This window comes from Variovorax sp. PMC12, from assembly GCF_003019815.1.
GTDB lineage: Bacteria > Pseudomonadota > Gammaproteobacteria > Burkholderiales > Burkholderiaceae_C > Variovorax.
The window spans coordinates 1,062,293-1,084,928 of sequence record NZ_CP027774.1; the positions used below are offsets into that span (position 1 = coordinate 1,062,293).

The following is a 22,636-nucleotide window of genomic DNA, read 5'->3' on the forward strand; positions in this document are numbered from 1 at the left end:
GCTGCGCCCGTTCATTGCAGCATCGCGGGTGCCGGCGCCAGGCAGCGCTGTACGAAGGCCGACAGCGCCCCCACGTCGGGAATCTGCACGTCGCGGCGGCCCTTCTCGGCAAAGCCGATGACGTTGTCGCGCGCCAGCCGCGACAGTGCCCGGCTCACGGTTTCCAGCGTCATGCCCAGGTAGTTGCCGATCTCGGCGCGGGTCATGCGCAAGGTGATCTGGTCGGTGCGCATGCCGCGCTCAGCCAGCGATTCGGCCCAATAACGCAGGAAGTCGGCCACGCGCGCATCGGCCGGCAGTGTGCAGACCGACATCAGCGAATCGCGGTCGTGGGCGATCTCGCGGCTCATCGCTGTGTGCAGCACCTGCAGCAAGGCAGGATGCGAGACGCAGGCGCGCATCAGTGCTTCGTAGGAAACCATCCAGATCTCGCCCGTGTCCATCGCCACCGCGTCGCAGGAATAGCTGCCATCGGCGATGCCGTCGAAGCCGAGCCAGTCGCCGCGGAACTTCAGGCCGACCACCTGTTCGCGGCCGTCCGCCGTGAGGTTCACGATCTTGAAGAAACCCGAGTTCAGGATGTAGAGATTGCCGAAGCGCTCGCCGGCCTGGTAGATCACATCGCCCGTATGCACGACACGGCGCTGCGGCTTCAGTTGCTCGTCCAGCAGCCTGAGGGTGTCGGACGTCTGCTGGCCCGTTCGCTCGCAAGCACGCGGGCTCTTCTTTGCGAATGCGGCGGTGCCGGTGGCCATCAGGCCGGTCATGGCCGTTGCTGTCTTCTCGGTGGTGGCAATCGTGAGCATCTGGAACTCCTGGGTTGTCTTTCGCGTGTCGATGGAGGGATGCTAGGAAGCCGACGGCAATACAGAGACAACGGTCGGAATCGGTGCGTAACGCTCGGTGAACCGAATGTGTCCGGCGTGTATCAGCGGCCCGCCCCGTGCAGCAAGTCACGCGGCGTCGCAGTGCGACTTGACCTGCGTCAAGGTCCGCGCAAGCAGCCTGACTAGCCTCGCACGTGACATACCGATCATTTCCATGCGCCTTTCGAACCGACTCCGCGAGCCCGAGCCCCAGCTCTCTCCACTGGACGTGGCGAGCCTGCTGAGCCGGGCGCGCATGCTCCAACGCACCGCATCGGACGGAACCACGCCCAGGCTGCTGCGCGGCAAGAACCTGGGGCTGCTGTACGAAACTACCTGCGATGCGGCGCAGGCGCTGTTCTGCGAAGCCGCGGAGCGGTTGGGAGCGCGCGTCGCCACGATGCGCTCGAGCCTGTCGCTCGACACACCGCCGCAGGAGGTACGGCACACCGCCCGCATGCTCGGGCGCCTCTACGAGGCCGTGGAGTGCCAGGACATGGACCCTGCCCTGGTGCGGCAGATCGGCGAGCACGCGGGCATTCCGGTGTTCGACGGCGCCGCCATGGAAGACCATCCGGCCGTCCGGCTTGCCGAACTGCTCGGCGACGGGACCTCCCTGGCCGACAACCGGCGCTTCATGGTGCAGGCCCTGCTGCTGGAGCACATCGGCTGAGCCGCCTGGCGCATTCCGCGCCGGCCTTGATCCAGCGCAATGCACCCGGGCGGGCTGCTTCCTACAGTGGATTGCACGGCCGTTTCGATGACAGCGCGACGCGCCGACTTTCCAACCACTGATCGCAAGGAATTCCCATGAAGACCGATACCCAATTGCGCGACGATGTCCAGGCCGAACTGAGCTGGGACCCGGCTTTCAAGGCCTCCGACATCGGCGTGATCGTCAAGGACGGCGTGGTGACCCTCACCGGCCACCTCTCCAGCCACGCGGAGAAGTACGCCGCGGAGCGCGCCGTGCAGCGCGTGCACGGCGTGAAGGCGGTGGCCGTCGAGATGACGGTGAAGCTGCCGTTCGGCAATGAGCGCACCGACGCCGACATCGCCATGGCGGCCGAGCGCGCGCTCGAATGGAACGTGCTGGTGCCGGACGGCAAGATCCGCCCCATGGTCGAAAAGGGCTGGCTCACGCTTCAGGGCGAAGTCGAGTGGGGCTACCAGCGCAGCGCCGCCGAAGGCGCGGTGCGCGACCTCATGGGCGTGACCGGCGTGTCCAATCTCGTGAAGGTCAAGCCGAAGCTGAGCCCCGCCGACGTGGAAAAGAAGATCCACGACGCGCTTTCCCGCCAGGCCGACCGCGAGGCCCGCCGGCTCTCCATCAGCGTCGACGGTTCGCAGGTCACGCTGCGCGGCGTCGTGCATTCCTGGGCCGAGCGCGACGCGGTGCAAGGCGCCGCGTGGGCCACGCCCGGCGTCTCGGTCGTGGTGAACGACCTGCTCGTGGACGCCTGAGCATGCGCGTCGCGCTCGTCACCGGCGGGACCTCGGGGATCGGGGCGGCCACGGCGCAGGCCCTCCAGGCCTCGGGCTACCGCGTGGCGGCGAGCTTTGCAAGCCGCACCGAGGCGGCGCAGGCCTTTCAGGCGCGCACCGGCATTCCGGTCTTCGACTGGAACGTGGCGGACCTCGCCGCGTGCCAGGCCGGCGTCGCGCGTGTCGAGGCGGCCCTCGGGCCGGTGGAGGTATTGGTCAACAACGCCGGCATCACGCGCGACGGCATGCTGCACAAGATGAGTGCCGAGCATTGGCGCGAGGTGATCGACGTCAACCTGGGCGGCTGCTTCAACATGAGTCGCGCCGTCATCGGCGGCATGCGCGAGCGCGGCTTCGGCCGGATCGTGAACATGGGTTCGGTCAACGGCCAGTCCGGGCAGATCGGCCAGACCAACTACGCGGCGACGAAGGCGGGCCTGATCGGCTTCACGAAGTCGCTCGCGCTCGAAGGCGCCGCGCGCGGCATCACGGTCAACCTGGTGGCGCCGGGCTACACGGACACAGCCATGGTGGGGGCGGTCGCCCCCGAGGTGATGGCGCGCATTCTCGCGGCCATTCCCGCGGGCCGCCTGGCCACACCCGCAGAGATCGCGCGCGCGGTGGTGTTCCTGGTCGCCGACGAGTCCGGGTTCATCAACGGTGCCACGCTGTCCATCAACGGCGGCAAATACATGGCCTGAGGCGCCCGCCTGTTTGGCGCGTGCCGGGCTTCCTTCGTTCCCGTGCCAGAAAGGTCCGCCATGCCCATGATGAAAGCCGCCGTGGTCCGCGCGTTCGGACAACCCCTGCAGATCGAGGAGGTGCCGATACCCGGCGTGCCGCCTGGACAGGTGCTGGTGAAGGTCGCTTCCTCCGGTGTGTGCCACACCGATCTCCATGCCGCCGATGGCGACTGGCCCGTGAAACCGCCCCTGCCCTTCATTCCCGGGCACGAGGGCGTGGGCCACGTGGCGGCGGTGGGCGCCGGCGTGAAGCATGTCAAGGAAGGCGACCGCGTGGGCGTGCCGTGGCTTCATACGGCCTGCGGCCACTGCGAGTTCTGCCTCACCGGCTGGGAGACGCTGTGCGACCACCAACAGATGACCGGCTACTCCGTGGACGGCGCCTATGCCGAGTACGTGCAGGCCGACGCGGGCTACGTGGGTTACCTGCCCGCCAAGGTGGGTTTCAGCGAAATCGCACCGGTACTCTGCGCGGGCGTCACGGTCTACAAGGGCCTGAAAGTGCTCGACTGCAAGCCGGGCGACTGGATCGCGATCTCGGGCCTCGGTGGTCTGGGCCACCTGGCGGTGCAGTACGCCAAGGCGATGGGCTTCCACGTGGTGGGCGTCGACATCGACGAGGCCAAGCTCGACATGGCCAGGGCGCTCGGCGCCGACCTGGTCGTCAACGCCGCGACGCACGACCCGGCGCAGGAAATGCAGCGCGCCATGCATGGCGTGCACGGTGCACTGGTGACAGCCGTCTCGCGCAGCGCGTTCGCGCAGGCGCTGGGCATGCTGCACAAGCGCGGCACCATGGCGCTGGTGGGGCTTCCGCCGGGCGATTTCGCGCTGCCGATCTTCGACGTGGTGCTCAATGCCAAGACGGTGCGCGGCTCCATCGTGGGCACGCGCAAGGACCTGCAGGAGGCGCTCGACTTTGCCGGCGAAGGCAAGGTGCACGCCATCTTCAGCACCGACCGCCTCGAGAACATCAACGGCGTGCTCGAACGCATGCGCCAGGGTCGCATCGAGGGCCGCGTGGTCCTGAGCCTCACCGACGAGATCTGAATATCATGCGTGCAATGGTGCTCGGCGCGGCGTGGCTTCCCCTCGAACTGGAGTGCCGCGCGACTCCGCAGCCCGGTCCCGGCGAATTGCGCCTGCGCGTGCTGGCCTGCGCGGTCTGCCGTACCGACCTGCACATCGTCGACGGCGAATTGCCGCTGCCCGTGCTGCCGATCGTGCCGGGGCATGAAATCGTCGGGGTGGTGGATGCGCTCGGAGCGGGCGTCGAGGGCTTTGCCATCGGCGAGCGGGTGGGTGTGCCCTGGCTGGGCCACAGCTGCGGCTGCTGCGCCTTCTGCCTGGACGCGCACGAGAACCTGTGCGATGCGCCGCGCTTCACCGGCTACCACCGCGACGGCGGCTTCGCGAGCCACGTGATCGCGGAGGCGGCGTTCTGCCTGCCGCTGAAGCTGCCTGAAACCGACGCAGCGCGCATCGCTCCCCTGCTTTGCGCGGGCCTGATCGGCTGGCGCAGCCTCAAGGCCGCGGGCGAGGTCGCGCATGCGCGCCGGCTGGGCCTCTACGGATTCGGCGCCGCCGCGCATCTCATGACGCAGGTGGCCGTCGCCCAGGGGCGCGAGGTGTACGCCTTCTCGCGGCCCGGCGACCATGCCACCCAGGCCTTTGCGCGCAGCCTGGGTGCGGCATGGGCTAGCGGTTCGGACCAGCGCCCGCCCGAACCGCTGGATGCGGCCATCCTGTTCGCGCCTGCCGGCGAGCTCGTGCCGGCCGCATTGCGCGCCGTGCGCAAGGGCGGCCGGGTCGTCTGCGGCGGCATCCACATGAGCGACATCCCGTCCTTCGCCTACCGCTTGCTCTGGGAAGAGCGCAGCGTGGTCTCCGTGGCGAACCTCACGCGAGCCGATGCACGCGAGTTCCTGGATTTCGCCCAGTCCCACCCGCTGCGCGTGCACGTGAAGACCTATGCGCTCACCCAGGCCAACGAGGCCCTGGCCGATCTGCGCGCGGGGCGGATCGAGGGCGCGGCGGTGCTGGTGCCGTGAGCCGGCACGGCGGCTCTCAAAGTTCCCGCGACTCCCTGTAGTCGGGCACGGTGCACGCCCAGCCGTGCCGCTCCTCGATGGCCAGGCGCAGCGCGTCGGCGGCCACGGGCTCGCCGTGGGTGACAAACACGCGGCGCGGCGCGCGCTGGACATCGAGCCAGTCGAGCAACTGGTCGCGGTCGGCGTGGGCCGAGAGCGTCTCGATGCTCGCGACCTCCGCGCGCACGGGCACGTAGGCACCGTGGATCTTGACCGCGTCGGCCCCCGCCACCATGGAAGCACCGCGCGTGCCGGCGGCCTGGAAACCTGCAAACAGGATGGTGTTCCTCGCATCGGGCGCGTAGGCCTTCAGGTGATGCAGCACCCGCCCGCCGGTGGCCATGCCGCTGGCGGACACGATGATCGAAGGAAAGCCCAGCGTGTTCAGTCGCCTGGACTCCTCCTCGGTATTGACGATGATGGTCTGCCGCTGCATGGCGGCGCACTCCTGTGCGCTCAGCCGGTGCTCGTCGGCGTGGCGCTGGTACAGGCGTGTCGCGTCCGCCGCCATGGGGCTGTTCAGGTACACGGGCATGTCGGGAATGCGCCGCGCCTGCTTGAGCAGCTGAATCGCATGCAGCAGCGTCTGGGCCCGGCCCACGGCGAAGGCCGGCACCACCACGATGCCGCCGCGCGCCGCCGTCCTGTTGATGACGCCGGCGAGCGTGGTCAGGGTGTCCCCCTCGGGGTGCCGGCGATTGCCGTAGGTCGACTCGATCACCACGTAGTCGGCCGGTTCGGCGACCTCGGGCGGGCGCATCAGCAGGTCGTCGGTGCGCCCGACGTCGCCCGAGAACAGCAAGCTTGCGCCTTCCCAGCCGATCCGTACGCTGGCGGCGCCGAGTATGTGCCCCGCGCGGCGCAATCGCCAGGACCAACCAGGCCAAGGCGCGCATTCCGCGCCGAAGGGGACAACCTCGAAGCGCCTGAGCGCCGTGCGCGCATCCTGCTCCGTGTACAGCGGCAGCGCCGGCTTGTGCTTCGAATGGCCGTGGCGGTTGGCAAAGGCGGCCTCCTCTTCCTGCAACCGGCCCGAGTCGGGCAACAGCAGTTCGCAGAGTTCGCGCGTGGCCGCCGTGGCATACACCTTGCCCTTGAATCCGAGCTGGACGAGTCGCGGCACGAAACCGCTGTGGTCCATGTGCGCATGCGTCAGCAGCACCGCATCGATGCTCGCCACATCGACGGCCAGCGGCTCCCAGTTGCGCAAGCGCAATTGCTTGAGCCCCTGGAAGAGCCCGCAGTCGACCAGCAGGCGCCGGCCCTGATGCGTCAGCAGGTATTTCGAGCCCGTGACGGTGCCGGTGGCGCCGAGGAAATCGATGCGCATGGGGTCCGGCTCAATGCGACATCAGCACCGGCAGCGTCATCCACTGAAGGATCGACAGCGTCGCCCCGCCCATCACCCATTCGCGTGCCCGGCTGTGGCCGTAGCAGCCCATGACCAGCAGGTCCGCGCTCAGGTCGGCCGCGAAGGACAGCAGCTTGTTGCCGGCGTCGTCCTCCTTGTTGCCGCCCGGGTGCAGGGTGGCATTGGCGACACCCTGGGCCCGCAGGTACTCCTGCAGGCGCTGCAGGGCGCCCTCGGCGTCCTCGCCATAGGTGACCACGTGCACGCGAGCTGCGGTGCGCAGCCATGGCAGCGCCGCGGTCACCGCGCGCGCGGCTTCGCGGGTCTCCTTCCATGCCACCAGCACGTTGCGGCCGATGGGGCCGATGGGCCCCGCATAGGGCAACACCAGCGCCGGCCGGCCGCTTTGCACCAGCACGCTGGGCAGGAAGTCGCCGGGCAGCTCGCCGTCCATCGGGTCGTCGCGGTCGCGCTGGCCCAGGATCATCAGGTCGGCATAGAGCGCACGCCGCGCGAACCCCCAGGGCCCATCGCTTTCGGGCTCCGCCCAATGAAGGCGCTGCGAGCCCGCAGTGTTGGCCATGAAGGTGGCGTGCATCTTGTCGCGCGCCGCCTTGTCGATCTCCTGCATGATCGCGACGGCTTCGGCCGCACCCTCGATGGCGTACGGATAGCGCATGAGCGCGGACAGGGTGCACGGGCGGGCCGTGACCTCGGCATCGAAGGTCTCGGCCAGCTGGCGCGCCAGCTTGATGCGCTCCACCGTGCGGGCGGAGCCGTCGAGGTGAAGCAGGATGGATCCGGGCGTTTGCATGAAAGCTCCTTTGGTCGGCGGCCTGTGATGCGCAGACCTTAGGCCGTGGCTCGCGGTGCGGCATTGCGCTGCATCAACCGCGCGCTCCGGCGTGACCGCGGTGATGCTTGATCGGGCGCAAACCCGCACCGTGGACTCCAGCCTAGCCTCGGGCGAGTGCCCGGCTTGGCCTCGAAGCCGCTTCCGGACATCGCGCTTGCCGTGGAGCCGCCGGTATCACCAAAGGAACGACGAAATGACCTCCTTCCAACAAGCCTGCATCGTGGGTAGCGGCATCGGCGCGCTGTCCGCTGCGGTCCTGCTGATCCGCGATGCCGGCATGCCGGGCTCGCACATCCGCATCCTCGAGGAGTCCACGCTGCCCGGTGGCGCGCTCGACGGCGGCGGCGATGCGCGCCAGGGTTACGTGACGCGCGGCGGGCGCATGTTCACCGACGAGACCTACACCTGCCTGTGGAATGTGCTGGAGAGCATTCCCTCGCCCGGCACGCCGAACCGCACGGTGCGCGACGAGATCCTGGCCTTCAACGCGCTGTGGCGCTCCGACGCGCATGCCCGGCTGATCGACCGCAACCGCCGCATACTCGATGCCAGCGACCTGGGTTTCAACTTCCAGGACCGGCTGGAGCTCATGCGCCTGCTCGCCACACCCGAGCGCGCCCTGGGGACGAAGCGCATCGAGGAGTGCTTTTCCACGCACTTCCTGGACACCCATTTCTGGGCCATGTGGCGCACCACCTTCGCGTTCCAGAACTGGCACAGCGCGGTCGAGCTCAAGCGCTACATGCTGCGCTTCCTGCAGGAGCTGCCGCGCATCCACACGCTGGGCGGCGTGCGGCGAACCGAGTTCAACCAGTACGACGCCATCGTGCGCCCGATGGTGAAGTGGCTGCTGGAACACGGCGTGCGCTTCGACTACGGAACGCGCGTGTCCGATGCGGACTTCACCGCCGGCGCGCAGGGCCTGCGGCTCGACACGCTGCATTGCCTGCGGGAGGGGCGCCCGTTCACCTACAGCCTGGGCGCGCACGAGTGCGCCTTGATCACCATCGGTTCGATGGTGGCCGACTCGCGCAACGGCAACGATCACCAGGCACCGGAGCTGGTACGCGACCAGCGCGACGGCGCCTGGACCCTGTGGCGGAACATGGCGCGCAAGGCACCGTGCTTCGGCCGGCCCGAGGTTTTCTGCGGCAACGTCGACGAGAGCAAGTGGGAGTCGTTCACCCTCACGATGCGCAGCCCTCTGCTGATCCGGCGCATCCAGGCCTTCTCAGGCAACGCCCCCGGCACCGGCGGGCTCATGACCTTCAAGGACTCGAGCTGGCTGATGTCGATCGTGGTGCCGCACGCCCCGCATTTCGAGGACCAGCCTGACAGCGTCTTCACCTTGTGGGGCTGCGGCCTGCTGCTGGACACGCAGGGCAACTACATCGAGAAGACGATGTCCCAAGCCGGCGGCCAGGACATACTGACGGAGCTCATGCACCACCTGGGCTTCGAGGACATCCTCGAAGAAGTCCGGCGCACCACGACCGTGGTGCCGGTGATGATGCCGTACATCACCAGCGAGTTCGAATGCAGGAGCGCGTCGGACCGGCCTCCCGTCATACCCGCCGGCGCACGCAACTTCGCCTTGCTGGGCCAGTACGTGGAAATTCCCGAGGATGTGGTCTTCACCGTCGAGTATTCGGTGCGCGGCGCGATGCACGGTGTCTACGGACTCATGGGCCTGGACACGGAGGTGCCCGCCATCTACCACGGGATCGCCGACCCGAAGGTGGCGTTGGCCAGCCTGCGCACGCTGATGAAATGACCGCGGCGCTGCCGTGGCGCAAGCTTGATCCACCTCAAGTCGGCCAGCCTCCGAGACGCGCAACATGGGCATTCATCGAGTTCAAGGAGAAACCTGATGTCTTTCCTGTCGAACAATGTCGGACCCCTCGACCGCGCGGTACGCATCTGTGCCGGTATTTTGCTCATCGGGCTGGCGGCCAAGGGAACCGTTGGCGTGTGGGGCTACATCGGCGTGGTGCCGCTGCTGACCGGCGTGGCGGGCACCTGCCCGGCCTATTCGCTTTTCGGGTTCAGCACCTGCGCGCGCCGTGGGCGCTGAACGCCGAGCCCAATCGCCTCGTCGTACCGGGAGATGCCCATGCCCTTCCCGTTTTGGCTGCGGGTCGCGCTGTGCGCGGCGCTCGGCGTCTTCGTTCTTTGGAGCGCCGTGCGGCTGCTCATCATGTGGGTCACGCTCGACTGAGGCCTGCGCGGAGAAACGCTCATGTGCATGGCCTTGCTGAGGAAGCTCGCCAGCGTGCGGCTTCCCTACACCGAAGCCGATCCCGCGATGATCGACAGGCTGCGTGTGCTCGAGGCCGCCGGCCATATCAGGGTGCTGATCCCGCCCGTGCATGTGGACTGCGATCACTGCATGCGTCAGCCTCCGGCCACCGTGCTCGAGATCACGCCTCAGGGGCGCAGGGTCCTGAGCACGGGGACGATTGAAGAGGAAACGCCATTGGCCGCCATGCAAAGGCGGCATGCCTCGACGCCGCGGACCAGGGCCGCCAGCGCCGCGCTGGATGTCGTCCAGTTGGCCGCATGGTTCAGCGGCACACGGCCCCGGTCAGGAGACTGAGGCCGGGCTCATCGCCGCGCCTCCAGCGAAACTACTGGATGCTGGAGGCGAACCATCGAAAGGTGTTCTTCCGATTCTGCGAGTTTCCTCCCGTCCGGATGAACAGGAAGCCGAACTGCGCATTGCCCAGCGAGTCGACTGGAATGCCTGCGGCGCGCAAGGCCGCGATTTCATCGCGCAGGCTCAGGTCGAGCGGCAGTTTCAGTGTGATGGTCGCACTGTGGATCGTCTGCTTTTGCATGGTTCACTTCCCTTGCGTATCCCCGATGAATCCGACCGTTCCCCTACGAAGGTCCGGCAGCCAGGAGCCTTGCGCGCAGCATGCCTTCGCGCAACGCATCGACAACATCGGCAGGCATGCCGCCCGCTTGTCGAAAGTCGAAGGTCGTTGTCTCGCCCTCATCCGATCGCACGACGATGACGTCGCTCTCGGCGTTCGGCGAAACAACCCCGATGGCTTGATGCGCATCGACCGGCATCTCGGTCGCTCGCCGCAGGTACAGGTCGAAGCGTCCATGAAAACCGAGCGGCAGCAATTCACCCTGCCCCCCGCAGACGACTTGCCGATGACGCGGTCCGGGATAGAAAGCGGACGTCCAGCGAATGCGCGCCTTCGTGTCGTCGACGGAGGTCACGCGGGCTCCGATGAAAACCGCGCCGGGCGCGAACATGCGGAACTCCCCGAGTGCCTCGAAATACCGGAACTGACGGTCGACACGGTCCTGAACCCAGGCGATCCCGTACCCGTTGGACTTCCACGCACGCGAGGCCAGGCAGGCGGCCCTCACACGCTCGCCGAGCGTTCTGCCCGCAGCGAATTCGCTGACGGTTGCCAGGCGCAGATAGCGGTACATGGCCGTCAGCGGACGCGCACGGCGCCACTGACCAGACGATGCAACAACGGCATTGGCATGGGATTCCCTCGAGAACTGCCGGCAGCGAATGATTTTTTGGGGGGCCGGCGCGAACTCATCCTAAGACTGCGCAACGACTAAATCCAGGATAGAAATTTCGTCTGGTGGACACAAGACTATCCGCGTCGGATGGGTGGAGTGCCTCAAGAGTCGGAACGACTCATCTGGTCACATGAACCATCGCCGATAGCCCCTGTCCAGGTGATGGAAGAGCTATCATCGATTTTCTTTCTATCTCAAACAGCGCCTACCCTAGGGCTGTGAATAGCCGTCAACTAATTCGCGAAGGACGCAAGCGCCTCCAGATGAGCGAGCAGCAATTTGCTGATGCGCTGGGGGTTAGCCGTGGCGCAGTACAGCAATGGGAAAAGCAAGGCGGCACAGCTCCGAAGCGGGCCAATCAGGCACGCGTGGCGAAGCTGCTTGGGATTTCCGTCGCCGAACTGGTCTCGGGTGTGTCGGCGGGCGCACGAGGGGTCGACGTGCGTGCTGAAGTTCCCCTGGTCTCCGAGGTCGAGGCGGGCAACTACACCGTCATCGACAACTTCAAGCCGACGACGCAATTCGACGCCATCCCTGTGAGCGTGCCGGTCAAGCGGCACACCTACGCACTGCGGGTCCATGGCGACAGCATGGTCAGCGAAAGCGGCGACTCCTTTCCCGCCGGATCCATCCTGATCGTCGAACCCGAGATGGAGGCCTTCCCCGGCGACTATGTCATCGCGGTGAACCATGCCAGCGAGACCACGTTCAAGCAGCTCGTGAAAGACGGCGGAGACCTGTATCTCAAGCCGTTGAACAGCCGATATCCCATCAAGCCGCTCGGCAATGCGCGGGTCATCGGCGTCGTGCGCGAATTCACCAAGCGTTTTCGGTAGCGGGCGCAAAAAAATCGCAAGTATGTAGATAGATTTTCTACAAAGCGATACATTTTCCATCCTGGCGCGGCAATCGCCTGGCTCATTCGGGCAAGACGGCTGCGGTGGAAAGGATCGAACATGGATCCCCCGCAGCGGGTCAACCCCGGCGCGAGTTTTCGATGGCCGAAAGAACCGGTCGAAAACCATGGTTGCCGCAATCCTGGCGGAAGCAGGCGGCAATGAAGCTGATCCTGCCGCCACAGTACCGGGACCGGTTCGAATTCGTGTTCAACGTTGACCAGAGCTTCGATAGCCGGACAGTCGTGTGCAGGGCCGAGATCTTCGAGCATTCCGTCCTCAAAGCCGTCCTGCAGATCGTGGACACGAAGCGCACGCGGCTCGAAGTCGTCGATGCAGTCTTGGTTCGCTGCATCCGCTGGGCGGACCTCCGGATTCAGGACGAAGCGGGCGTCTGATTCATCTCTCTGCGTTAGCGGCACCAGGCCTCGATTTGGCGAACGAGGTCCGACCACAGCGCCTGCACAGCCACTGCGGCCAGCAGCACGCCAGCCAACCTCGCGCCCCAGGCCTGGCGCGTCCTGCCGCCAGCCAGCCGCAAACGCTGCCAGAGCCACGGCCCGACCAGCAGCGAGATGCCGCTGCCGGCAGCAAACAATGCCATCAGCGCTGCGCCCTCCAGGGCGCCGTTGGCCATGCCTGCCAGCATCAATGCCGAGTACAGCAGCCCGCAAGGCAGCGCCACCCACAGCAGCCCGGTTGCAAGCACGCCCAGCCACGTGCCGCCGGCATGCGAGCGAAGACGCGTTTCGAGCGAGCGGCCGATGCGCTGTGCCCACAGCGGCTGCCGGCCCGTGGCGGCCAGCATCGCGCCCCAGGCGAACACGAACACATGCAGCAGCACCCACAACGGCCGCAGCGCGGCAACCTGTGTGCTGGCCAGTGCGAGGCTGTCGACGCTGGCGGCGGCGACGGCGCCTGCCGCAGCGTAGCTCGCGAAGCGCCCCAGTTGGAAAGCGCCGGGCGCCGCGAACGTCGCCATCGCGCCGTGCTGCGCCGTGGACGCGAGCGGCACGATGCGAATGACCGCCGACGAAGCCGCACCGCACATCGCCACGCAGTGCGGACCGCCGGCAAGGCCCATGACAAACGCGGCACCGGCGAGCGCGCCCTGCATGGTCAGACCACGCGCGAAAAGCGCGTGCGGTTCGCGCGGGCGTAGCGGTCGAACACCATCGCGATGGCACGCACCAGGAACCAGCCTTGCTCGGTGACCGTGATGTCGTGATCGCTCAACCGCACCATGCCGCAGGCGACCAACGGCCCGAGCGCCGCGAATTCGGTGGCGAAGTAGTGCCGGAAATCGACGGCGTGGGCCTCGCCCATGGCATCGAAGTCGACCCGGCCGCGGCACATCAGCGCCATGATCACCGCGCGGCGCAGCAAGTCGTCGCGCGACAGTACGAGGCCGCGCACCACGGGCAGATGCCCCCGATCGAGAAGGTCGTAGTACTCGTCGAGCGTCTTGGCGTTCTGGCTGTAGGTGGCCCCCACGCGTCCGATGGCGGAGACGCCCAGCGCTATGAGGTCGCCATCGGGCCGCGTGCCGTAGCCCTGGAAGTCGCGCTGCAGCGTTCCGTGCCGCTTCGCGACGGCAAGCGGATCGTCTGGCAACGCGAAATGATCCATGCCGATGTACACGTAGCCGGCTGCCGTGAGCACGTCGATCGCTCGCGCGAGCATGCGCACGCGCCCGGCCGCATCCGGCAGTTCCTCGGCCAGGATGCGACGCTGCGGCTTGAAGCGCTCCGGCAGGTGCGCGTAGGCGTACAGCGCGATGCGATCGGGCCGCAGTTCGCGGATCTGCGACAGCGTGCGTTCGAAGGAGGCATCGTTCTGCCGCGGCAACCCGTAGATCAGGTCCACGTTGATCGACTCGAACCCCAGTGCACGCGCGGCCGCCATCAGAGAGAAGACCTGCGACGCCGGCTGAACGCGGTGCACGGCTTGCTGCACCGCGGGGTCGAAGTCCTGCACGCCGAAACTCAGGCGGTTGAACCCCAGCGCTGCCAGGTCCGACAGCCGCTGCGCGTCGACGGTGCGCGGATCGATCTCTATCGACCGCTCGCCGCCGCGCTCGAAGCAGAAGGAGCGGTGCAGCAGCGCGGCGAGCTCGGCCAGTTCCTGGTCGTCCAGGAAGGTCGGCGAGCCGCCGCCCAGGTGCAGCTGGCTCACGGTCGCGCCGCGCCCCAGCTGCGCCGCCTGCAGCTCGATCTCGCGCGCCAGGTAAGCCAGGTACTGGCGTCCCCGCTCCTTGTGGCGCGTGACGACCTTGTTGCAGGCGCAGTAGTAGCACAGCGATTCGCAGAACGGGATGTGCACGTAGAGCGACAGCGGCGCCGCTTGCGCGCCGGCGTCGCGTCGCTCGCGCAGGGCCTGCAGATAGTCGTCTTCGCCGAAGGCCTCTACGAAACGGTCGGCGGTGGGATAGGAGGTGTAGCGCGGCCCGGGAACGTCGAACTGCCGCAGCAGTTCGATCGGCAAGGCAGGCGCGGGAACGTCGAGGACAGCTGCTGAGGACATGTTCATCCCGAAAATGTTTGAGGTGGCGCGCCTCGGCGCTCGGCCGCCGGCGGCCTGGCGAGCAGCACGGTGCAGGCGCTCGATGCCGCCGCCATCAGCCAGAAGACGAAGAACGCCGCCGTGTACAGGCTCTGGCGGGACATCCGCAGCGCATCGGCGCCGCAGAAGGTGTTGAGCGGATCGAACAGCGCGAACACCAGCACCTCCATGCCGCAAGCCACCAGGAAGGAGGGCCAGAGGATGGTCGCCAGCTGGCGCCACCCGTTCATGACCCGGGCCTCCCCGACGGCGGCGGCACATCCTCGGCGGGCGTGAGCGCATGGTTTCGCCCTGCGAGCGCGGGCATGAGTTTCTTGTCGCCCAGCGTCTTGTTGATCTCGATGCCCTCGCGGTAGTAGTCCTCGGACACCAGTGCTTCGGGGCGGGAGAGCGCGAGCCAGAGCGTCACGAAGCCCGCGACCACCACCACCGCGGGCCCCGCGATCACCATCCAGACCATCGGGTAGCGCCACCATGCGAGCGCCGCGGGTTCGGGTGTTGTTGTTGCCATCGTGTTCATCTCGACCTTTCAGCGCGGCACCAGGAAGACCGCTTTTTCGGAGACCTGCACCGCGCCACCCTCTTCCCGGATGTCGAAGTGCACCGTGTGGGAGCCGGCCGGCGCTGCGCCGTAAGGCACCTGCAGACGCACCGCGACCCAGCGCGACTGGGCCGGCTCGACCGCAACCGCTTCTTCCGGCGAGACACTGAGGCCCTCGATGCCGTGCGCGGCGATCCGGTAGCGCTGCGGCTGCTCGGTGGCGTTCATGATCTGGAGCCGGTAGACGTTCTCTAGGCGCCCGCCTTCCACGATCCGCGCGAGCGAGGCGCGGTCGCGCACCACGTCCACCTTCAGCGGCGTGCGCGTGACGAGGCTGGCCAGCAAACCGGTCACCAGCAGCGCGAGGATCGACGCGTAGACCAGCACGCGCGGGCGCAGCACGCGGCGCAGCAGCTGGCGGCGGCTCCAGCGGCCTTCCATGCCGTTGTGCGTGTCGTAGCGGATCAGCCGCGGCGCATAGCCCATCTTCGTCATGACGGTGTCGCAGGCATCCACGCACAGGCCGCAGCCGATGCATTCGTACTGCAGGCCTTCGCGGATGTCGATGCCGGTCGGGCATACCTGGACGCACAGGCCGCAGTCGATGCAGTCGCCCAGCGCCAGCGTGCGGGGGTCCGGCCCCTTGCGGCGCGGCGCGCGCGGCTCGCCGCGTGCGGGGTCGTAGGTGACGATGAGCGTGTCGCGGTCGAACATGGCGCTCTGGAACCGCGCATAGGGGCACATGTACTTGCAGACCTGCTCGCGCATGAAGCCGGCGTTGCCGTAGGTGGCCAGGCCGTAGAAGAAGACCCAGAACACTTCCCAGGAGCCCATCTGCGTCTGCAGGAAGGCCATGCCCAGCTCGCGGATGGGCGTGAAGTACCCCACGAAGGTGAAACCGGTCCACAGCGCGATGCCGATCCAGATGATGTGCTTGGCCCACTTCTTCACCAGCTTCTCGAGCGACATCGGCTCGGCGTCCAGCCGCATGCGCGCGGTGCGGTTGCCCTCGATCCTGTGCTCCACCCACATGAAGATCTCTGTGTAGACCGTCTGCGGGCAGGCGTAGCCGCACCACAGGCGGCCCGCCACCGCGGTGAACAGGAACAGCGACAGCGCGCTGATGACCAGCAGGCCCGACAGATAGATCAGGTCCTGCGGGTACAGCACCAAGCCGAAGATGAAGAAGCGGCGCGCGGCCAGGTCGAACAGCACCACCTGCCGCCCGCCCCACTCCACCCAGGGCATGCCGTAGAACACGAGCTGGGTCAGGAAGACCAAGGCCCAGCGCCAGCGCGCGAACACGCCGCGCACGGTGCGGGGATAGATCTTCTTCGAAGCCTCGTAGAGGCCGACCTCCTCGGCTGCCGGCGCGCTGGCAATGGGAATGATCTTGCGCGGCATGGACGCGCGGCCTCAGGGTCCGGCCGCCGCGGGCGCGGCGGCGGAGGTGGCGTTCGTGTTCGAGAAGCCCCACACATACGAGGCCAGCAGCTTGATCTGTGCCTCGGTGAGCCGGCCCTGCTGCGCCGGCATCTCGTTGCGCTTGCCCTCGTTGATCATCTGGATGATGGCGGCCTCGCCGTAGCCATGCAGCCAGATCTTGTCGCTGAGGTTGGGTGCCCCCAGCGCCTGGTTGCCGACGCCGCCGATCCCATGGCAGGCCGCGCAGGCCGTGAACTTCGACTTGCCAAGGCCGGCGCGCACCGAATCATGCGGCTCACCCGACAGGCTCAGCACGTAGTTGGCCAGATTCTTCACGTCCTCCGTCGTCCCGACCGCCGCGGCCATGGGCGGCATGACGCCGATGCGCCCGTTGGTGATGGTCTCGACGATCTTGTCGGGCGTGCCGCCGTGCAGCCAGTCCTTGTCGGTGAGATTGGGAAATCCCTTGCTCCCGCGCGCATCGGAGCCATGGCACTGGGCGCAGTTGTTCATGAACAGGCGCTCGCCGATGCCCCTGGCCTGCGGGTCGCGCGCCACCTCCTCGACAGGCATGGCCGTGAAGCGGGCATAGACCGGGGCGAGGGCCTGCGTGGCCTGGGCGACCTCGGCGTCATAGGCGCTGCGCGAGCTCCAGCCGGACCGCCCCCCGAAGCTCCCCAGGCCGGGGAAGACAGCCAGATAGCCCAGAGAAAAAACGATGGTCAGCACGAACAGCCCGATCCACCACATGGGGAGAGGGTTGTTGGCTTCGCGCAGGTCTTCGTCCCAGACATGGCCGGTGGTGTTGTCGGCGCTGGCCGGCACGCGCTTTCGCGCCGTCAGCCATAGCAGCAGCACGCAGCCGAGGATGCTCAGCAGCGACGCCACGGCAACGTAGTTCGACCAGAAATGGCTGATGAAATCGCTCATGTGGGGTCTCCTTCAGTCCTGCTCGAACGGCAGGCGGGCCGCTTCCTGGAAGTCGCGCGCATTGCGCCGCGAGTACGCCCAGATCACGATGCCGATGAAAAGCACGAAGCAGACGACGGTGGCGGCGACGCGCAAGGTGGTGATGTCGATCATGGTTTCGCTCCTTCCCTGCCTACTTGAGCGCCAGGCCCAGCGACTGCAGGTAGGCCACGGTGGCCTCCATCTCGGTCTTGCCCGTGACCTCTTCGCGGGCCTTGGCGATCTCCGCGTCGGTGTAGGGCACGCCGGCGACGCGCAGCGCGCGCATGTGGGCCGGCAGGGACTCTGCGTCGACCAGGCTCTTTTCAAGCCATGTATAGGCCGGCATGTTCGACTCGGGCACGAGGTCGCGCGGATTGTTCAGGTGGATGCGATGCCATTCGTCGCTGTACTTGCCGCCCACGCGCTGCAGGTCGGGGCCGGTGCGCTTGCTGCCCCACTGGAACGGGTGGTCGTAGACGAACTCGCCGGCCACGGAGTAGTGGCCATAGCGCAGCGTCTCCGAGCGGAAGGGGCGGATCATCTGCGAGTGGCAGTTGTAGCAACCCTCGCGAAGGTAGATGTCGCGTCCGGCGAGCTGCAGCGGCGTGAGCGGCTTGACGCCCTGCACCGCTTCGGTGGTGGACTTCTGGAAGAAGAGCGGCACGATCTCGACGAGGCCGCCGATGGCCACGACCACCAGGATCAGGACGATCATCAACAGGTTGTTGGTCTCGATCTTCTCGTGGGAGAAGCCGGTGGACGCGGGTGTCTTGGGGTTGTTCATGGATGTCCTCAGGCGTGGGCGATGGCGGGCGGAACACTGGCGCGCACCGAGAAGCCCGAGATGACGGTCATCCAGACGTTCCAGGCCATCACCAGCATCCCGCTCAGGTAGAGCAGGCCGCCGATCAGGCGCACCACGTAGAACGGGAAGGTGGCCTTCACGCTCTCCACGAAGGTATAGGTGAGCGTGCCGTCGGGGTTGATGGCGCGCCACATCAGGCCCTGCATCACGCCGGCGATCCACATGGCCGCGATGTACAGCACGATGCCGATGGTGGCGATCCAGAAATGCGCCTCGATGGCCTTCACGCTGTACATGGTGGTGCGGCCGTACATGCGCGGGATCAGGTAGTACAGCGAGCCCATGCTGATGAAGCCAACCCAGCCGAGCGCTCCGGAGTGCACATGGCCGACGGTCCAGTCGGTGTAGTGGCTCAGGGCGTTGACCGTCTTGATGGACATCATCGGCCCTTCGAAGGTCGACATGCCGTAGAACGACAGCGCCACGATCAGGAAGCGCAGGATCGGATCAGTGCGCAGCTTGTGCCAGGCGCCCGAGAGCGTCATCACGCCGTTGATCATGCCGCCCCAGCTCGGCGCCAGCAGGATCAGCGAGAACACCATGCCCAGCGACTGAGTCCAGTCGGGCAGCGCGGTGTAGTGCAGGTGGTGGGGCCCCGCCCACATGTAGGTGAAGATCAGCGCCCAGAAGTGCACGATGGACAGCCGGTACGAATACACCGGGCGGCCCGCCTGCTTGGGGATGTAGTAGTACATCATCCCCAGGAAGCCGGCCGTGAGGAAGAAGCCGACGGCGTTGTGGCCGTACCACCACTGCACCATCGCATCCTGCACGCCCGCATAGGCCGAGTAGCTCTTCATCCAGCCGGCGGGAACCACCGCGCCGTTCACGATGTGCAGCAGCGCCACCGCGATGATGAACGCGCCGTAGAACCAGTTGGCCACGTAGATGTGGCGGACCTTGCGCCTGCCGATGGTGCCGAAGAACACGATCGCATAGGCCACCCAGACCACGGCGATCAGGATGCCGATGGGCCATTCGAGCTCGGCGTATTCCTTGCCTCGGGTGTAGCCCAGCGGCAGGCTGATGGCGGCCGCCACGATCACCAGCTGCCAACCCCAGAACACGAAGGAAGCGAGCGCGGGTGCGAACAGCCGGACCTGGCAGGTGCGCTGCACCACGTGGAAGCTCGTGGCCATCAGCGCGCAGCCGCCGAACGCGAAGATCACCGCGTTGGTATGCAGCGGCCGCAGCCGCCCGTAGCTGAGCCATGGAATGCCGAGGTTGAGTTCGGGCCATGTCAGCTGGGAGGCGATGATCACGCCGACCAGCATGCCGACCACCCCCCAGACCACGGACATGAGAGCGAACTGCCGCACGACCGTGTCGTCGAATGTCGCGGCGGGTGGGTGCGTTGCTTGCATCGTCGGGCCTCTTGTTGGATGACGGGAAGTCTCTCCGGGGCCCCGCTCGCGAGCCTTGATGCAAATCAATCGTTGTGCAGGATGCGGTCGCCCTCGACCTCGATGTCCTCGAACTGGCCGCGCTCGATCGCCCACCAGAGCCCGCCGAGGATCGCGAGCACCAGCACCACCGACAGCGGGATGAGCAGGAAGAGGATGTCCATCAGCGCACCGCCGGGCCGGTGGCGGCGAGCCGCGCCGCATTGAGGACCACCACCAGCGAGCTGGCGGCCATGCCCAGGCCCGCGAGCCACGCCGGCAGCCAGCCGACGACGGCGAGCGGCACGCACAGCGCGTTGTAGCCCGCGGCCCACGCGAGGTTCTGGCGCACCACGCGCACGGTCCGGCGTGCCTGCGCGATCGCCTGCGGAACGGCGCACAGCCGGTCACCCAGCACCACGAAGTCCGCGCGCGCCCGCGACAGCGGCACGGCGCGGCCGAAGGCGAAGGAGGCATCCGCGCGTGCCAGCGAAGGGCCGTCGTTCAGCCCGTCGCCCACCATCGCGATTCGCCGGCCCTCGGCCTGCAGCCGCCACAGCACGTCGAGCTTGTCCTCCGGCGTGCAGTCGCCCTGTGCGAAGGCAATGCCGGCCTGCGCGCCGACGTCCTTCGCCGTGCTCTCGCGGTCGCCCGACAGCAGCCGCACCGTCACTCCCTGCGCACGCAGGGCCGCCACGGCCGCACCGGCATCCGCGCGCAGTTCCTCGGCCAGCACGAAGCTGGCGACCCAACCCTGTGCGTCGCGCAGATGGACCTGCGCTGCTTCCACCTGCAGCGGTGGCACGCCGCAGAACGCGGCCGACCCGAGGCGCACGTGCAGCGGAGCGCCCGAGCGATCGCGCGCGCGCTGCATGAGGCCTTCGAGCCCGAGGCCGGCGGTCTCGCCGGCATGCGCCACGTTCCAGCCGGGCGGGGTGCGGAACTGCGCATGCCATGCCTTCACCAGTGCCTGCGCGACCGGATGCAGCGATTGCGCCGCGAGCGCGGCCGCCATCTCCAGCGCATCGCCGGGCCGCAGGCCCTGCCGGCAATAGATGCGCTCCAGGCGCGGCACGTCGTCGGTCAAGGTGCCGGTCTTGTCGAACACCACGGTGTCGACGGATGCCAGGGCCTCCAGCGCCTGCAGGTTGGACGTCAGCACCCCGCCGCGCGCCAGCGCGCCGGCGCTCGCGAGCATGGCGGCCGGCGCCGCCAGCGAAAGCGCGCACGGGCAGGTCACGATCAGCACCGCCACCGCCACCATCAACGCCCGGCCCGGGTCCACCCGCCACCAGAACGCCGCGGCGCCCACCGCGCAGGCCAGCACCACGACGAGGAAAGGCCGCGCCACCCGGTCCGCCAGCAGCGCCAGGCGCGGCTTGTTCAGCGCCGCGCTTTCCATCAGTCGCGCGATCTGGGCAAAGCGCGTGCCCTCGCCCACCGATTCGATGCGCACCTGGACCACCGCCGACAGGTTGTGGCTGCCGGCCAGCACCCGGTCGCCGCAAAGGCGCGGCACGGGGCGTGATTCGCCGGTGAGCAGGGCCTCGTCGGCGCTGGTGTCGCCGTCGATCACCACGCCATCGGCCGGGAACGCCTCGCCGGGGCGCACCCGGACCACGTCGCCGGCGGCGAGCCCGCGCGCGGCCACGCGGACCCAGCTGCCGTCGCGGGCCAACCGCTCCACGCTGTCGGGAAGCCGGTGCATCAGGGCCTCGAGCGATCCGGCGGTTCGCTCGCGCAGGCGCGCCTCCAGCCAGCGGCCGGTCAGAAGGAAGAAGACGAACATCGTCAGCGAGTCGAAATAGACCTCGTGGCCCAGCGGCCCGCCGCTGTCGAAGGTGGCGGCGCTGCTGACGGCGAAGGTCGTGAGCACGCCGAAGGCGACGGGCAGGTCCATGCCGATGCGCCCCGTGCGCAGGTCGCGCCAGGCGCTGCGAAAGAATGGACCGCAGGAGAACAGCAAGACGGGCAGCGTGAGCACCCAGGAGGCCCAGCGCAGCAGCTGGGCCGCGTCGGCCGTCATGTCGCCGGGCCTGGCGATGTAGGCCGGGTAGGCGTACATCATGACCTGCATCATGCAGAAGCCCGAGACCAGCCAGCGCCAGAGCGCCATGCGCAGTTCGCGCGCGCGCTGCCGGCTCGCCGGCTGGCTGTCGGCGGGAAGCAGCGGGTAGCCGGCCGCGGCCGAGGCCTCGAACCAGCGCGAGGGCCGCGTGGCCGCGGCCGACCACACCACGCGCGCGCGCCTGCTCGCGGCGTTGACCTGCGCTTCGATCACGCCCGGCACTTTACGCAGCGCATCTTCGACGGTGAAGGCGCAGGCGGCGCAGTGCATGCCCTCGACCGCGACCTGCGAGGCCCATCGGCCCGTGGCCGCATCCCCCTGCTCCAGCTGGCTGAAGGCCGGCCACTCCAGCGGGTCGTCGAGCAGCCGCCAGCTCTCGGCTGCGGACGTTGCAGCGGGTGCGGAGGATGGATGCGGAGAGAACGAGGCGAGCGCGGCGTGCATCGCAGCGAGGCTAAGGCCGGACTCAGCCTCGCTTGTTGATCTGCATCAACGCGCGGGGCGCGGGCCTGCCTAAGCTCGCGCAACACCTTCCCCGGAGACCCCTCATGTTCAAACGCATCCTCGTTGCCACCGACGGCTCCACGCTCTCGAAGAAGGCCGTGACGAGCGCGATCGCACTCGCCGCCCAGAACGACGCCGACCTCGTGGCGCTCAACGTGATTCCGCGCTATCCCAGGAGCTACCTGGAGGGCTCCATGACTTTTTCGGCGGAAGACATCGGGCGCATCGAGAAACAGTGGGCCGAGAAGGCACAGGCAATGCTCGACACCGTGAGCGCGCGCGCCAAGGAAAGCGGCGTGCGGATCAAGACGGCGACGGCCAACTCCGATCTGGTGGCGGAATCGATCATCGCGGCGGCGAAGAAATACAAGAGCGACCTGATCGTGATGGCCTCGCACGGACGCAAGGGCATCAAGCGCCTGCTGCTGGGCAGTGAGACGCAGCACGTGCTGGCGCACTCGACGCTGCCCGTGCTGGTGCTTCGCTAGTGCGTTTCCGA

Annotated in this window: 27 protein-coding genes; 11 read left to right on the plus strand and 16 right to left on the minus strand. The window is 67.6% G+C overall.

All coding sequences use genetic code 11. The features are described from left to right. Window positions 1-11: 11 nt before the first annotated feature. Complete coding sequence (locus C4F17_RS32290; RefSeq protein WP_234383085.1) at window positions 12-806, minus strand: Crp/Fnr family transcriptional regulator; 795 nt, start codon at window positions 804-806, stop codon at window positions 12-14. A 235-nt stretch (window positions 807-1,041) separates the two neighbouring features. Here C4F17_RS32290 and C4F17_RS32295 point away from each other — a divergent pair, with 235 nt between their 5' ends. The 5 genes from C4F17_RS32295 (at window position 1,042) to C4F17_RS32315 (ending at window position 5,145) form a co-directional block, all read left to right on the plus strand. Continuing rightward, window positions 1,042-1,539, plus strand: coding sequence for an ornithine carbamoyltransferase (locus C4F17_RS32295; protein WP_106938424.1), 498 nt, complete (start codon window positions 1,042-1,044; stop codon window positions 1,537-1,539). Between the two features lie 137 nt (window positions 1,540-1,676). Beyond that, on the plus strand, window positions 1,677-2,330 hold the full coding sequence (locus tag C4F17_RS32300; protein WP_106938425.1) for a BON domain-containing protein: 654 nt from the start codon (window positions 1,677-1,679) through the stop codon (window positions 2,328-2,330). A gap of 2 nt (window positions 2,331-2,332) precedes the next feature. Continuing rightward, the gene (gene phbB / locus C4F17_RS32305; RefSeq protein WP_106938426.1) at window positions 2,333-3,052 is read left to right on the plus strand and encodes an acetoacetyl-CoA reductase; all 720 of its coding nucleotides are present in this window, start codon (window positions 2,333-2,335) and stop codon (window positions 3,050-3,052) included. 60 nt (window positions 3,053-3,112) lie between these two features. Beyond that, window positions 3,113-4,144, plus strand: coding sequence for an alcohol dehydrogenase AdhP (adhP, locus tag C4F17_RS32310; RefSeq protein ID WP_106938427.1), 1,032 nt, complete (start codon window positions 3,113-3,115; stop codon window positions 4,142-4,144). A 5-nt stretch (window positions 4,145-4,149) separates the two neighbouring features. Continuing rightward, a complete protein-coding gene (locus tag C4F17_RS32315) occupies window positions 4,150-5,145 on the plus strand; it encodes a zinc-dependent alcohol dehydrogenase family protein (RefSeq protein ID WP_106938428.1) in 996 nt (331 codons plus the stop codon). Between the two features lie 16 nt (window positions 5,146-5,161). On the opposite strand, the gene C4F17_RS32320 is transcribed toward C4F17_RS32315, so the two are convergent. Together C4F17_RS32320 and C4F17_RS32325 are read right to left on the minus strand one after the other, a co-directional pair. Further along, window positions 5,162-6,514: an MBL fold metallo-hydrolase RNA specificity domain-containing protein gene (locus C4F17_RS32320; protein ID WP_106938429.1), complete on the minus strand. Its 1,353-nt coding sequence runs from the start codon at window positions 6,512-6,514 to the stop codon at window positions 5,162-5,164. A 10-nt stretch (window positions 6,515-6,524) separates the two neighbouring features. Further along, the gene (locus tag C4F17_RS32325) at window positions 6,525-7,349 is read right to left on the minus strand and encodes a universal stress protein (RefSeq protein WP_106938430.1); all 825 of its coding nucleotides are present in this window, start codon (window positions 7,347-7,349) and stop codon (window positions 6,525-6,527) included. Window positions 7,350-7,584: 235 nt separating this feature from the next. Between C4F17_RS32325 and C4F17_RS32330 the strand changes: the two genes are divergently transcribed. The 3 genes from C4F17_RS32330 to C4F17_RS32340 all read left to right on the plus strand — a co-directional run bounded on the left by C4F17_RS32330 (window position 7,585) and on the right by C4F17_RS32340 (window position 9,987). After that, the gene (locus tag C4F17_RS32330) at window positions 7,585-9,165 is read left to right on the plus strand and encodes an oleate hydratase (protein WP_234383087.1); all 1,581 of its coding nucleotides are present in this window, start codon (window positions 7,585-7,587) and stop codon (window positions 9,163-9,165) included. 96 nt (window positions 9,166-9,261) lie between these two features. Next, window positions 9,262-9,465: a YgaP family membrane protein gene (locus C4F17_RS32335; protein ID WP_442805204.1), complete on the plus strand. Its 204-nt coding sequence runs from the start codon at window positions 9,262-9,264 to the stop codon at window positions 9,463-9,465. 171 nt (window positions 9,466-9,636) lie between these two features. Then, on the plus strand, window positions 9,637-9,987 hold the full coding sequence (locus C4F17_RS32340; protein WP_159053808.1) for a hypothetical protein: 351 nt from the start codon (window positions 9,637-9,639) through the stop codon (window positions 9,985-9,987). Window positions 9,988-10,018: 31 nt separating this feature from the next. Here C4F17_RS32340 and C4F17_RS32345 read toward each other — a convergent pair whose 3' ends face one another. Together C4F17_RS32345 and C4F17_RS32350 are read right to left on the minus strand one after the other, a co-directional pair. Then, the gene (locus tag C4F17_RS32345; RefSeq protein WP_081267737.1) at window positions 10,019-10,228 is read right to left on the minus strand and encodes a hypothetical protein; all 210 of its coding nucleotides are present in this window, start codon (window positions 10,226-10,228) and stop codon (window positions 10,019-10,021) included. 43 nt (window positions 10,229-10,271) lie between these two features. Beyond that, the gene (locus tag C4F17_RS32350; protein WP_106938432.1) at window positions 10,272-10,841 is read right to left on the minus strand and encodes a hypothetical protein; all 570 of its coding nucleotides are present in this window, start codon (window positions 10,839-10,841) and stop codon (window positions 10,272-10,274) included. A 365-nt stretch (window positions 10,842-11,206) separates the two neighbouring features. Here C4F17_RS32350 and C4F17_RS32355 point away from each other — a divergent pair, with 365 nt between their 5' ends. Both C4F17_RS32355 and C4F17_RS32360 read left to right on the plus strand, forming a co-directional pair. After that, window positions 11,207-11,779: a LexA family protein gene (locus C4F17_RS32355; protein WP_106938433.1), complete on the plus strand. Its 573-nt coding sequence runs from the start codon at window positions 11,207-11,209 to the stop codon at window positions 11,777-11,779. A 221-nt stretch (window positions 11,780-12,000) separates the two neighbouring features. Further along, the gene (locus tag C4F17_RS32360) at window positions 12,001-12,237 is read left to right on the plus strand and encodes a hypothetical protein (protein ID WP_106938434.1); all 237 of its coding nucleotides are present in this window, start codon (window positions 12,001-12,003) and stop codon (window positions 12,235-12,237) included. Between the two features lie 14 nt (window positions 12,238-12,251). Here C4F17_RS32360 and C4F17_RS32365 read toward each other — a convergent pair whose 3' ends face one another. From C4F17_RS32365 to C4F17_RS32415, 11 genes are all read right to left on the minus strand, one after another. Further along, the gene (locus C4F17_RS32365; protein ID WP_106938435.1) at window positions 12,252-12,956 is read right to left on the minus strand and encodes a sulfite exporter TauE/SafE family protein; all 705 of its coding nucleotides are present in this window, start codon (window positions 12,954-12,956) and stop codon (window positions 12,252-12,254) included. Window positions 12,957-12,958: 2 nt separating this feature from the next. Then, window positions 12,959-14,362, minus strand: coding sequence for an oxygen-independent coproporphyrinogen III oxidase (gene hemN, locus C4F17_RS32370; RefSeq protein WP_106938549.1), 1,404 nt, complete (start codon window positions 14,360-14,362; stop codon window positions 12,959-12,961). A gap of 2 nt (window positions 14,363-14,364) precedes the next feature. Continuing rightward, window positions 14,365-14,631 (minus strand): hypothetical protein, encoded by a 267-nt coding sequence (locus C4F17_RS32375; RefSeq protein ID WP_081267742.1) that lies wholly within the window; start codon window positions 14,629-14,631, stop codon window positions 14,365-14,367. Next, complete coding sequence (locus C4F17_RS32380; RefSeq protein WP_442805205.1) at window positions 14,628-14,912, minus strand: FixH family protein; 285 nt, start codon at window positions 14,910-14,912, stop codon at window positions 14,628-14,630. Before C4F17_RS32380 ends, C4F17_RS32375 begins: the two co-directional genes overlap by 4 nt. A gap of 18 nt (window positions 14,913-14,930) precedes the next feature. Then, window positions 14,931-16,346 carry a cytochrome c oxidase accessory protein CcoG gene (gene ccoG, locus C4F17_RS32385; protein ID WP_106938437.1) on the minus strand — a complete coding sequence of 472 codons (1,416 nt, stop codon included), beginning with the start codon at window positions 16,344-16,346 and terminating at the stop codon, window positions 14,931-14,933. Window positions 16,347-16,358: 12 nt separating this feature from the next. Next, on the minus strand, window positions 16,359-17,297 hold the full coding sequence (ccoP, locus tag C4F17_RS32390) for a cytochrome-c oxidase, cbb3-type subunit III (protein WP_106938438.1): 939 nt from the start codon (window positions 17,295-17,297) through the stop codon (window positions 16,359-16,361). A gap of 12 nt (window positions 17,298-17,309) precedes the next feature. Next, the gene (locus C4F17_RS32395; RefSeq protein ID WP_081267746.1) at window positions 17,310-17,450 is read right to left on the minus strand and encodes a cbb3-type cytochrome oxidase subunit 3; all 141 of its coding nucleotides are present in this window, start codon (window positions 17,448-17,450) and stop codon (window positions 17,310-17,312) included. 19 nt (window positions 17,451-17,469) lie between these two features. Then, a complete protein-coding gene (gene ccoO / locus C4F17_RS32400; protein WP_106938439.1) occupies window positions 17,470-18,102 on the minus strand; it encodes a cytochrome-c oxidase, cbb3-type subunit II in 633 nt (210 codons plus the stop codon). Window positions 18,103-18,110: 8 nt separating this feature from the next. Next, window positions 18,111-19,547 carry a cytochrome-c oxidase, cbb3-type subunit I gene (ccoN, locus tag C4F17_RS32405; protein WP_106938440.1) on the minus strand — a complete coding sequence of 479 codons (1,437 nt, stop codon included), beginning with the start codon at window positions 19,545-19,547 and terminating at the stop codon, window positions 18,111-18,113. A 65-nt stretch (window positions 19,548-19,612) separates the two neighbouring features. Next, a complete protein-coding gene (gene ccoS / locus C4F17_RS32410; protein WP_081267749.1) occupies window positions 19,613-19,750 on the minus strand; it encodes a cbb3-type cytochrome oxidase assembly protein CcoS in 138 nt (45 codons plus the stop codon). After that, entirely contained in the window at window positions 19,750-22,077 is a 2,328-nt protein-coding gene (locus C4F17_RS32415) for a heavy metal translocating P-type ATPase (RefSeq protein ID WP_106938441.1), read from the minus strand. The genes ccoS and C4F17_RS32415 overlap by 1 nt, the downstream gene beginning before the upstream one ends. A 104-nt stretch (window positions 22,078-22,181) precedes the next feature. Between C4F17_RS32415 and C4F17_RS32420 the strand changes: the two genes are divergently transcribed. Continuing rightward, window positions 22,182-22,625 (plus strand): universal stress protein, encoded by a 444-nt coding sequence (locus C4F17_RS32420; RefSeq protein ID WP_106938442.1) that lies wholly within the window; start codon window positions 22,182-22,184, stop codon window positions 22,623-22,625. Window positions 22,626-22,636: the final 11 nt, after the last annotated feature.

Bases quoted from the DNA above. Each gene is read 5' to 3' on its own strand.
- C4F17_RS32320 (WP_106938429.1), bottom strand. From the start codon at position 6,514: ATGCGCATCGATTTCCTCGGCGCCACCGGCACCGTCACGGGCTCGAAA.
- C4F17_RS32380 (WP_442805205.1), bottom strand. From the start codon at position 14,912: ATGGCAACAACAACACCCGAACCCGCGGCGCTCGCATGGTGGCGCTAC.
- adhP (WP_106938427.1), top strand. From the start codon at position 3,113: ATGCCCATGATGAAAGCCGCCGTGGTCCGCGCGTTCGGACAACCCCTG.
- ccoS (WP_081267749.1), bottom strand. From the start codon at position 19,750: ATGGACATCCTCTTCCTGCTCATCCCGCTGTCGGTGGTGCTGGTGCTC.
- ccoO (WP_106938439.1), bottom strand. From the start codon at position 18,102: ATGAACAACCCCAAGACACCCGCGTCCACCGGCTTCTCCCACGAGAAG.
- C4F17_RS32420 (WP_106938442.1), top strand. From the start codon at position 22,182: ATGTTCAAACGCATCCTCGTTGCCACCGACGGCTCCACGCTCTCGAAG.
- C4F17_RS32375 (WP_081267742.1), bottom strand. From the start codon at position 14,631: ATGAACGGGTGGCGCCAGCTGGCGACCATCCTCTGGCCCTCCTTCCTG.
- ccoG (WP_106938437.1), bottom strand. From the start codon at position 16,346: ATGCCGCGCAAGATCATTCCCATTGCCAGCGCGCCGGCAGCCGAGGAG.
- C4F17_RS32395 (WP_081267746.1), bottom strand. From the start codon at position 17,450: ATGATCGACATCACCACCTTGCGCGTCGCCGCCACCGTCGTCTGCTTC.
- C4F17_RS32300 (WP_106938425.1), top strand. From the start codon at position 1,677: ATGAAGACCGATACCCAATTGCGCGACGATGTCCAGGCCGAACTGAGC.
- C4F17_RS32415 (WP_106938441.1), bottom strand. From the start codon at position 22,077: ATGCACGCCGCGCTCGCCTCGTTCTCTCCGCATCCATCCTCCGCACCC.
- C4F17_RS32290 (WP_234383085.1), bottom strand. From the start codon at position 806: ATGCTCACGATTGCCACCACCGAGAAGACAGCAACGGCCATGACCGGC.
- C4F17_RS32330 (WP_234383087.1), top strand. From the start codon at position 7,585: ATGACCTCCTTCCAACAAGCCTGCATCGTGGGTAGCGGCATCGGCGCG.
- ccoN (WP_106938440.1), bottom strand. From the start codon at position 19,547: ATGCAAGCAACGCACCCACCCGCCGCGACATTCGACGACACGGTCGTG.
- C4F17_RS32360 (WP_106938434.1), top strand. From the start codon at position 12,001: ATGAAGCTGATCCTGCCGCCACAGTACCGGGACCGGTTCGAATTCGTG.
- phbB (WP_106938426.1), top strand. From the start codon at position 2,333: ATGCGCGTCGCGCTCGTCACCGGCGGGACCTCGGGGATCGGGGCGGCC.
- C4F17_RS32355 (WP_106938433.1), top strand. From the start codon at position 11,207: ATGAGCGAGCAGCAATTTGCTGATGCGCTGGGGGTTAGCCGTGGCGCA.
- C4F17_RS32340 (WP_159053808.1), top strand. From the start codon at position 9,637: ATGGCCTTGCTGAGGAAGCTCGCCAGCGTGCGGCTTCCCTACACCGAA.
- C4F17_RS32325 (WP_106938430.1), bottom strand. From the start codon at position 7,349: ATGCAAACGCCCGGATCCATCCTGCTTCACCTCGACGGCTCCGCCCGC.
- C4F17_RS32335 (WP_442805204.1), top strand. From the start codon at position 9,262: ATGTCTTTCCTGTCGAACAATGTCGGACCCCTCGACCGCGCGGTACGC.
- C4F17_RS32295 (WP_106938424.1), top strand. From the start codon at position 1,042: ATGCGCCTTTCGAACCGACTCCGCGAGCCCGAGCCCCAGCTCTCTCCA.
- C4F17_RS32315 (WP_106938428.1), top strand. From the start codon at position 4,150: ATGCGTGCAATGGTGCTCGGCGCGGCGTGGCTTCCCCTCGAACTGGAG.
- hemN (WP_106938549.1), bottom strand. From the start codon at position 14,362: ATGTCCTCAGCAGCTGTCCTCGACGTTCCCGCGCCTGCCTTGCCGATC.
- ccoP (WP_106938438.1), bottom strand. From the start codon at position 17,297: ATGAGCGATTTCATCAGCCATTTCTGGTCGAACTACGTTGCCGTGGCG.
- C4F17_RS32350 (WP_106938432.1), bottom strand. From the start codon at position 10,841: ATGTACCGCTATCTGCGCCTGGCAACCGTCAGCGAATTCGCTGCGGGC.
- C4F17_RS32345 (WP_081267737.1), bottom strand. From the start codon at position 10,228: ATGCAAAAGCAGACGATCCACAGTGCGACCATCACACTGAAACTGCCG.
- C4F17_RS32365 (WP_106938435.1), bottom strand. From the start codon at position 12,956: ATGCAGGGCGCGCTCGCCGGTGCCGCGTTTGTCATGGGCCTTGCCGGC.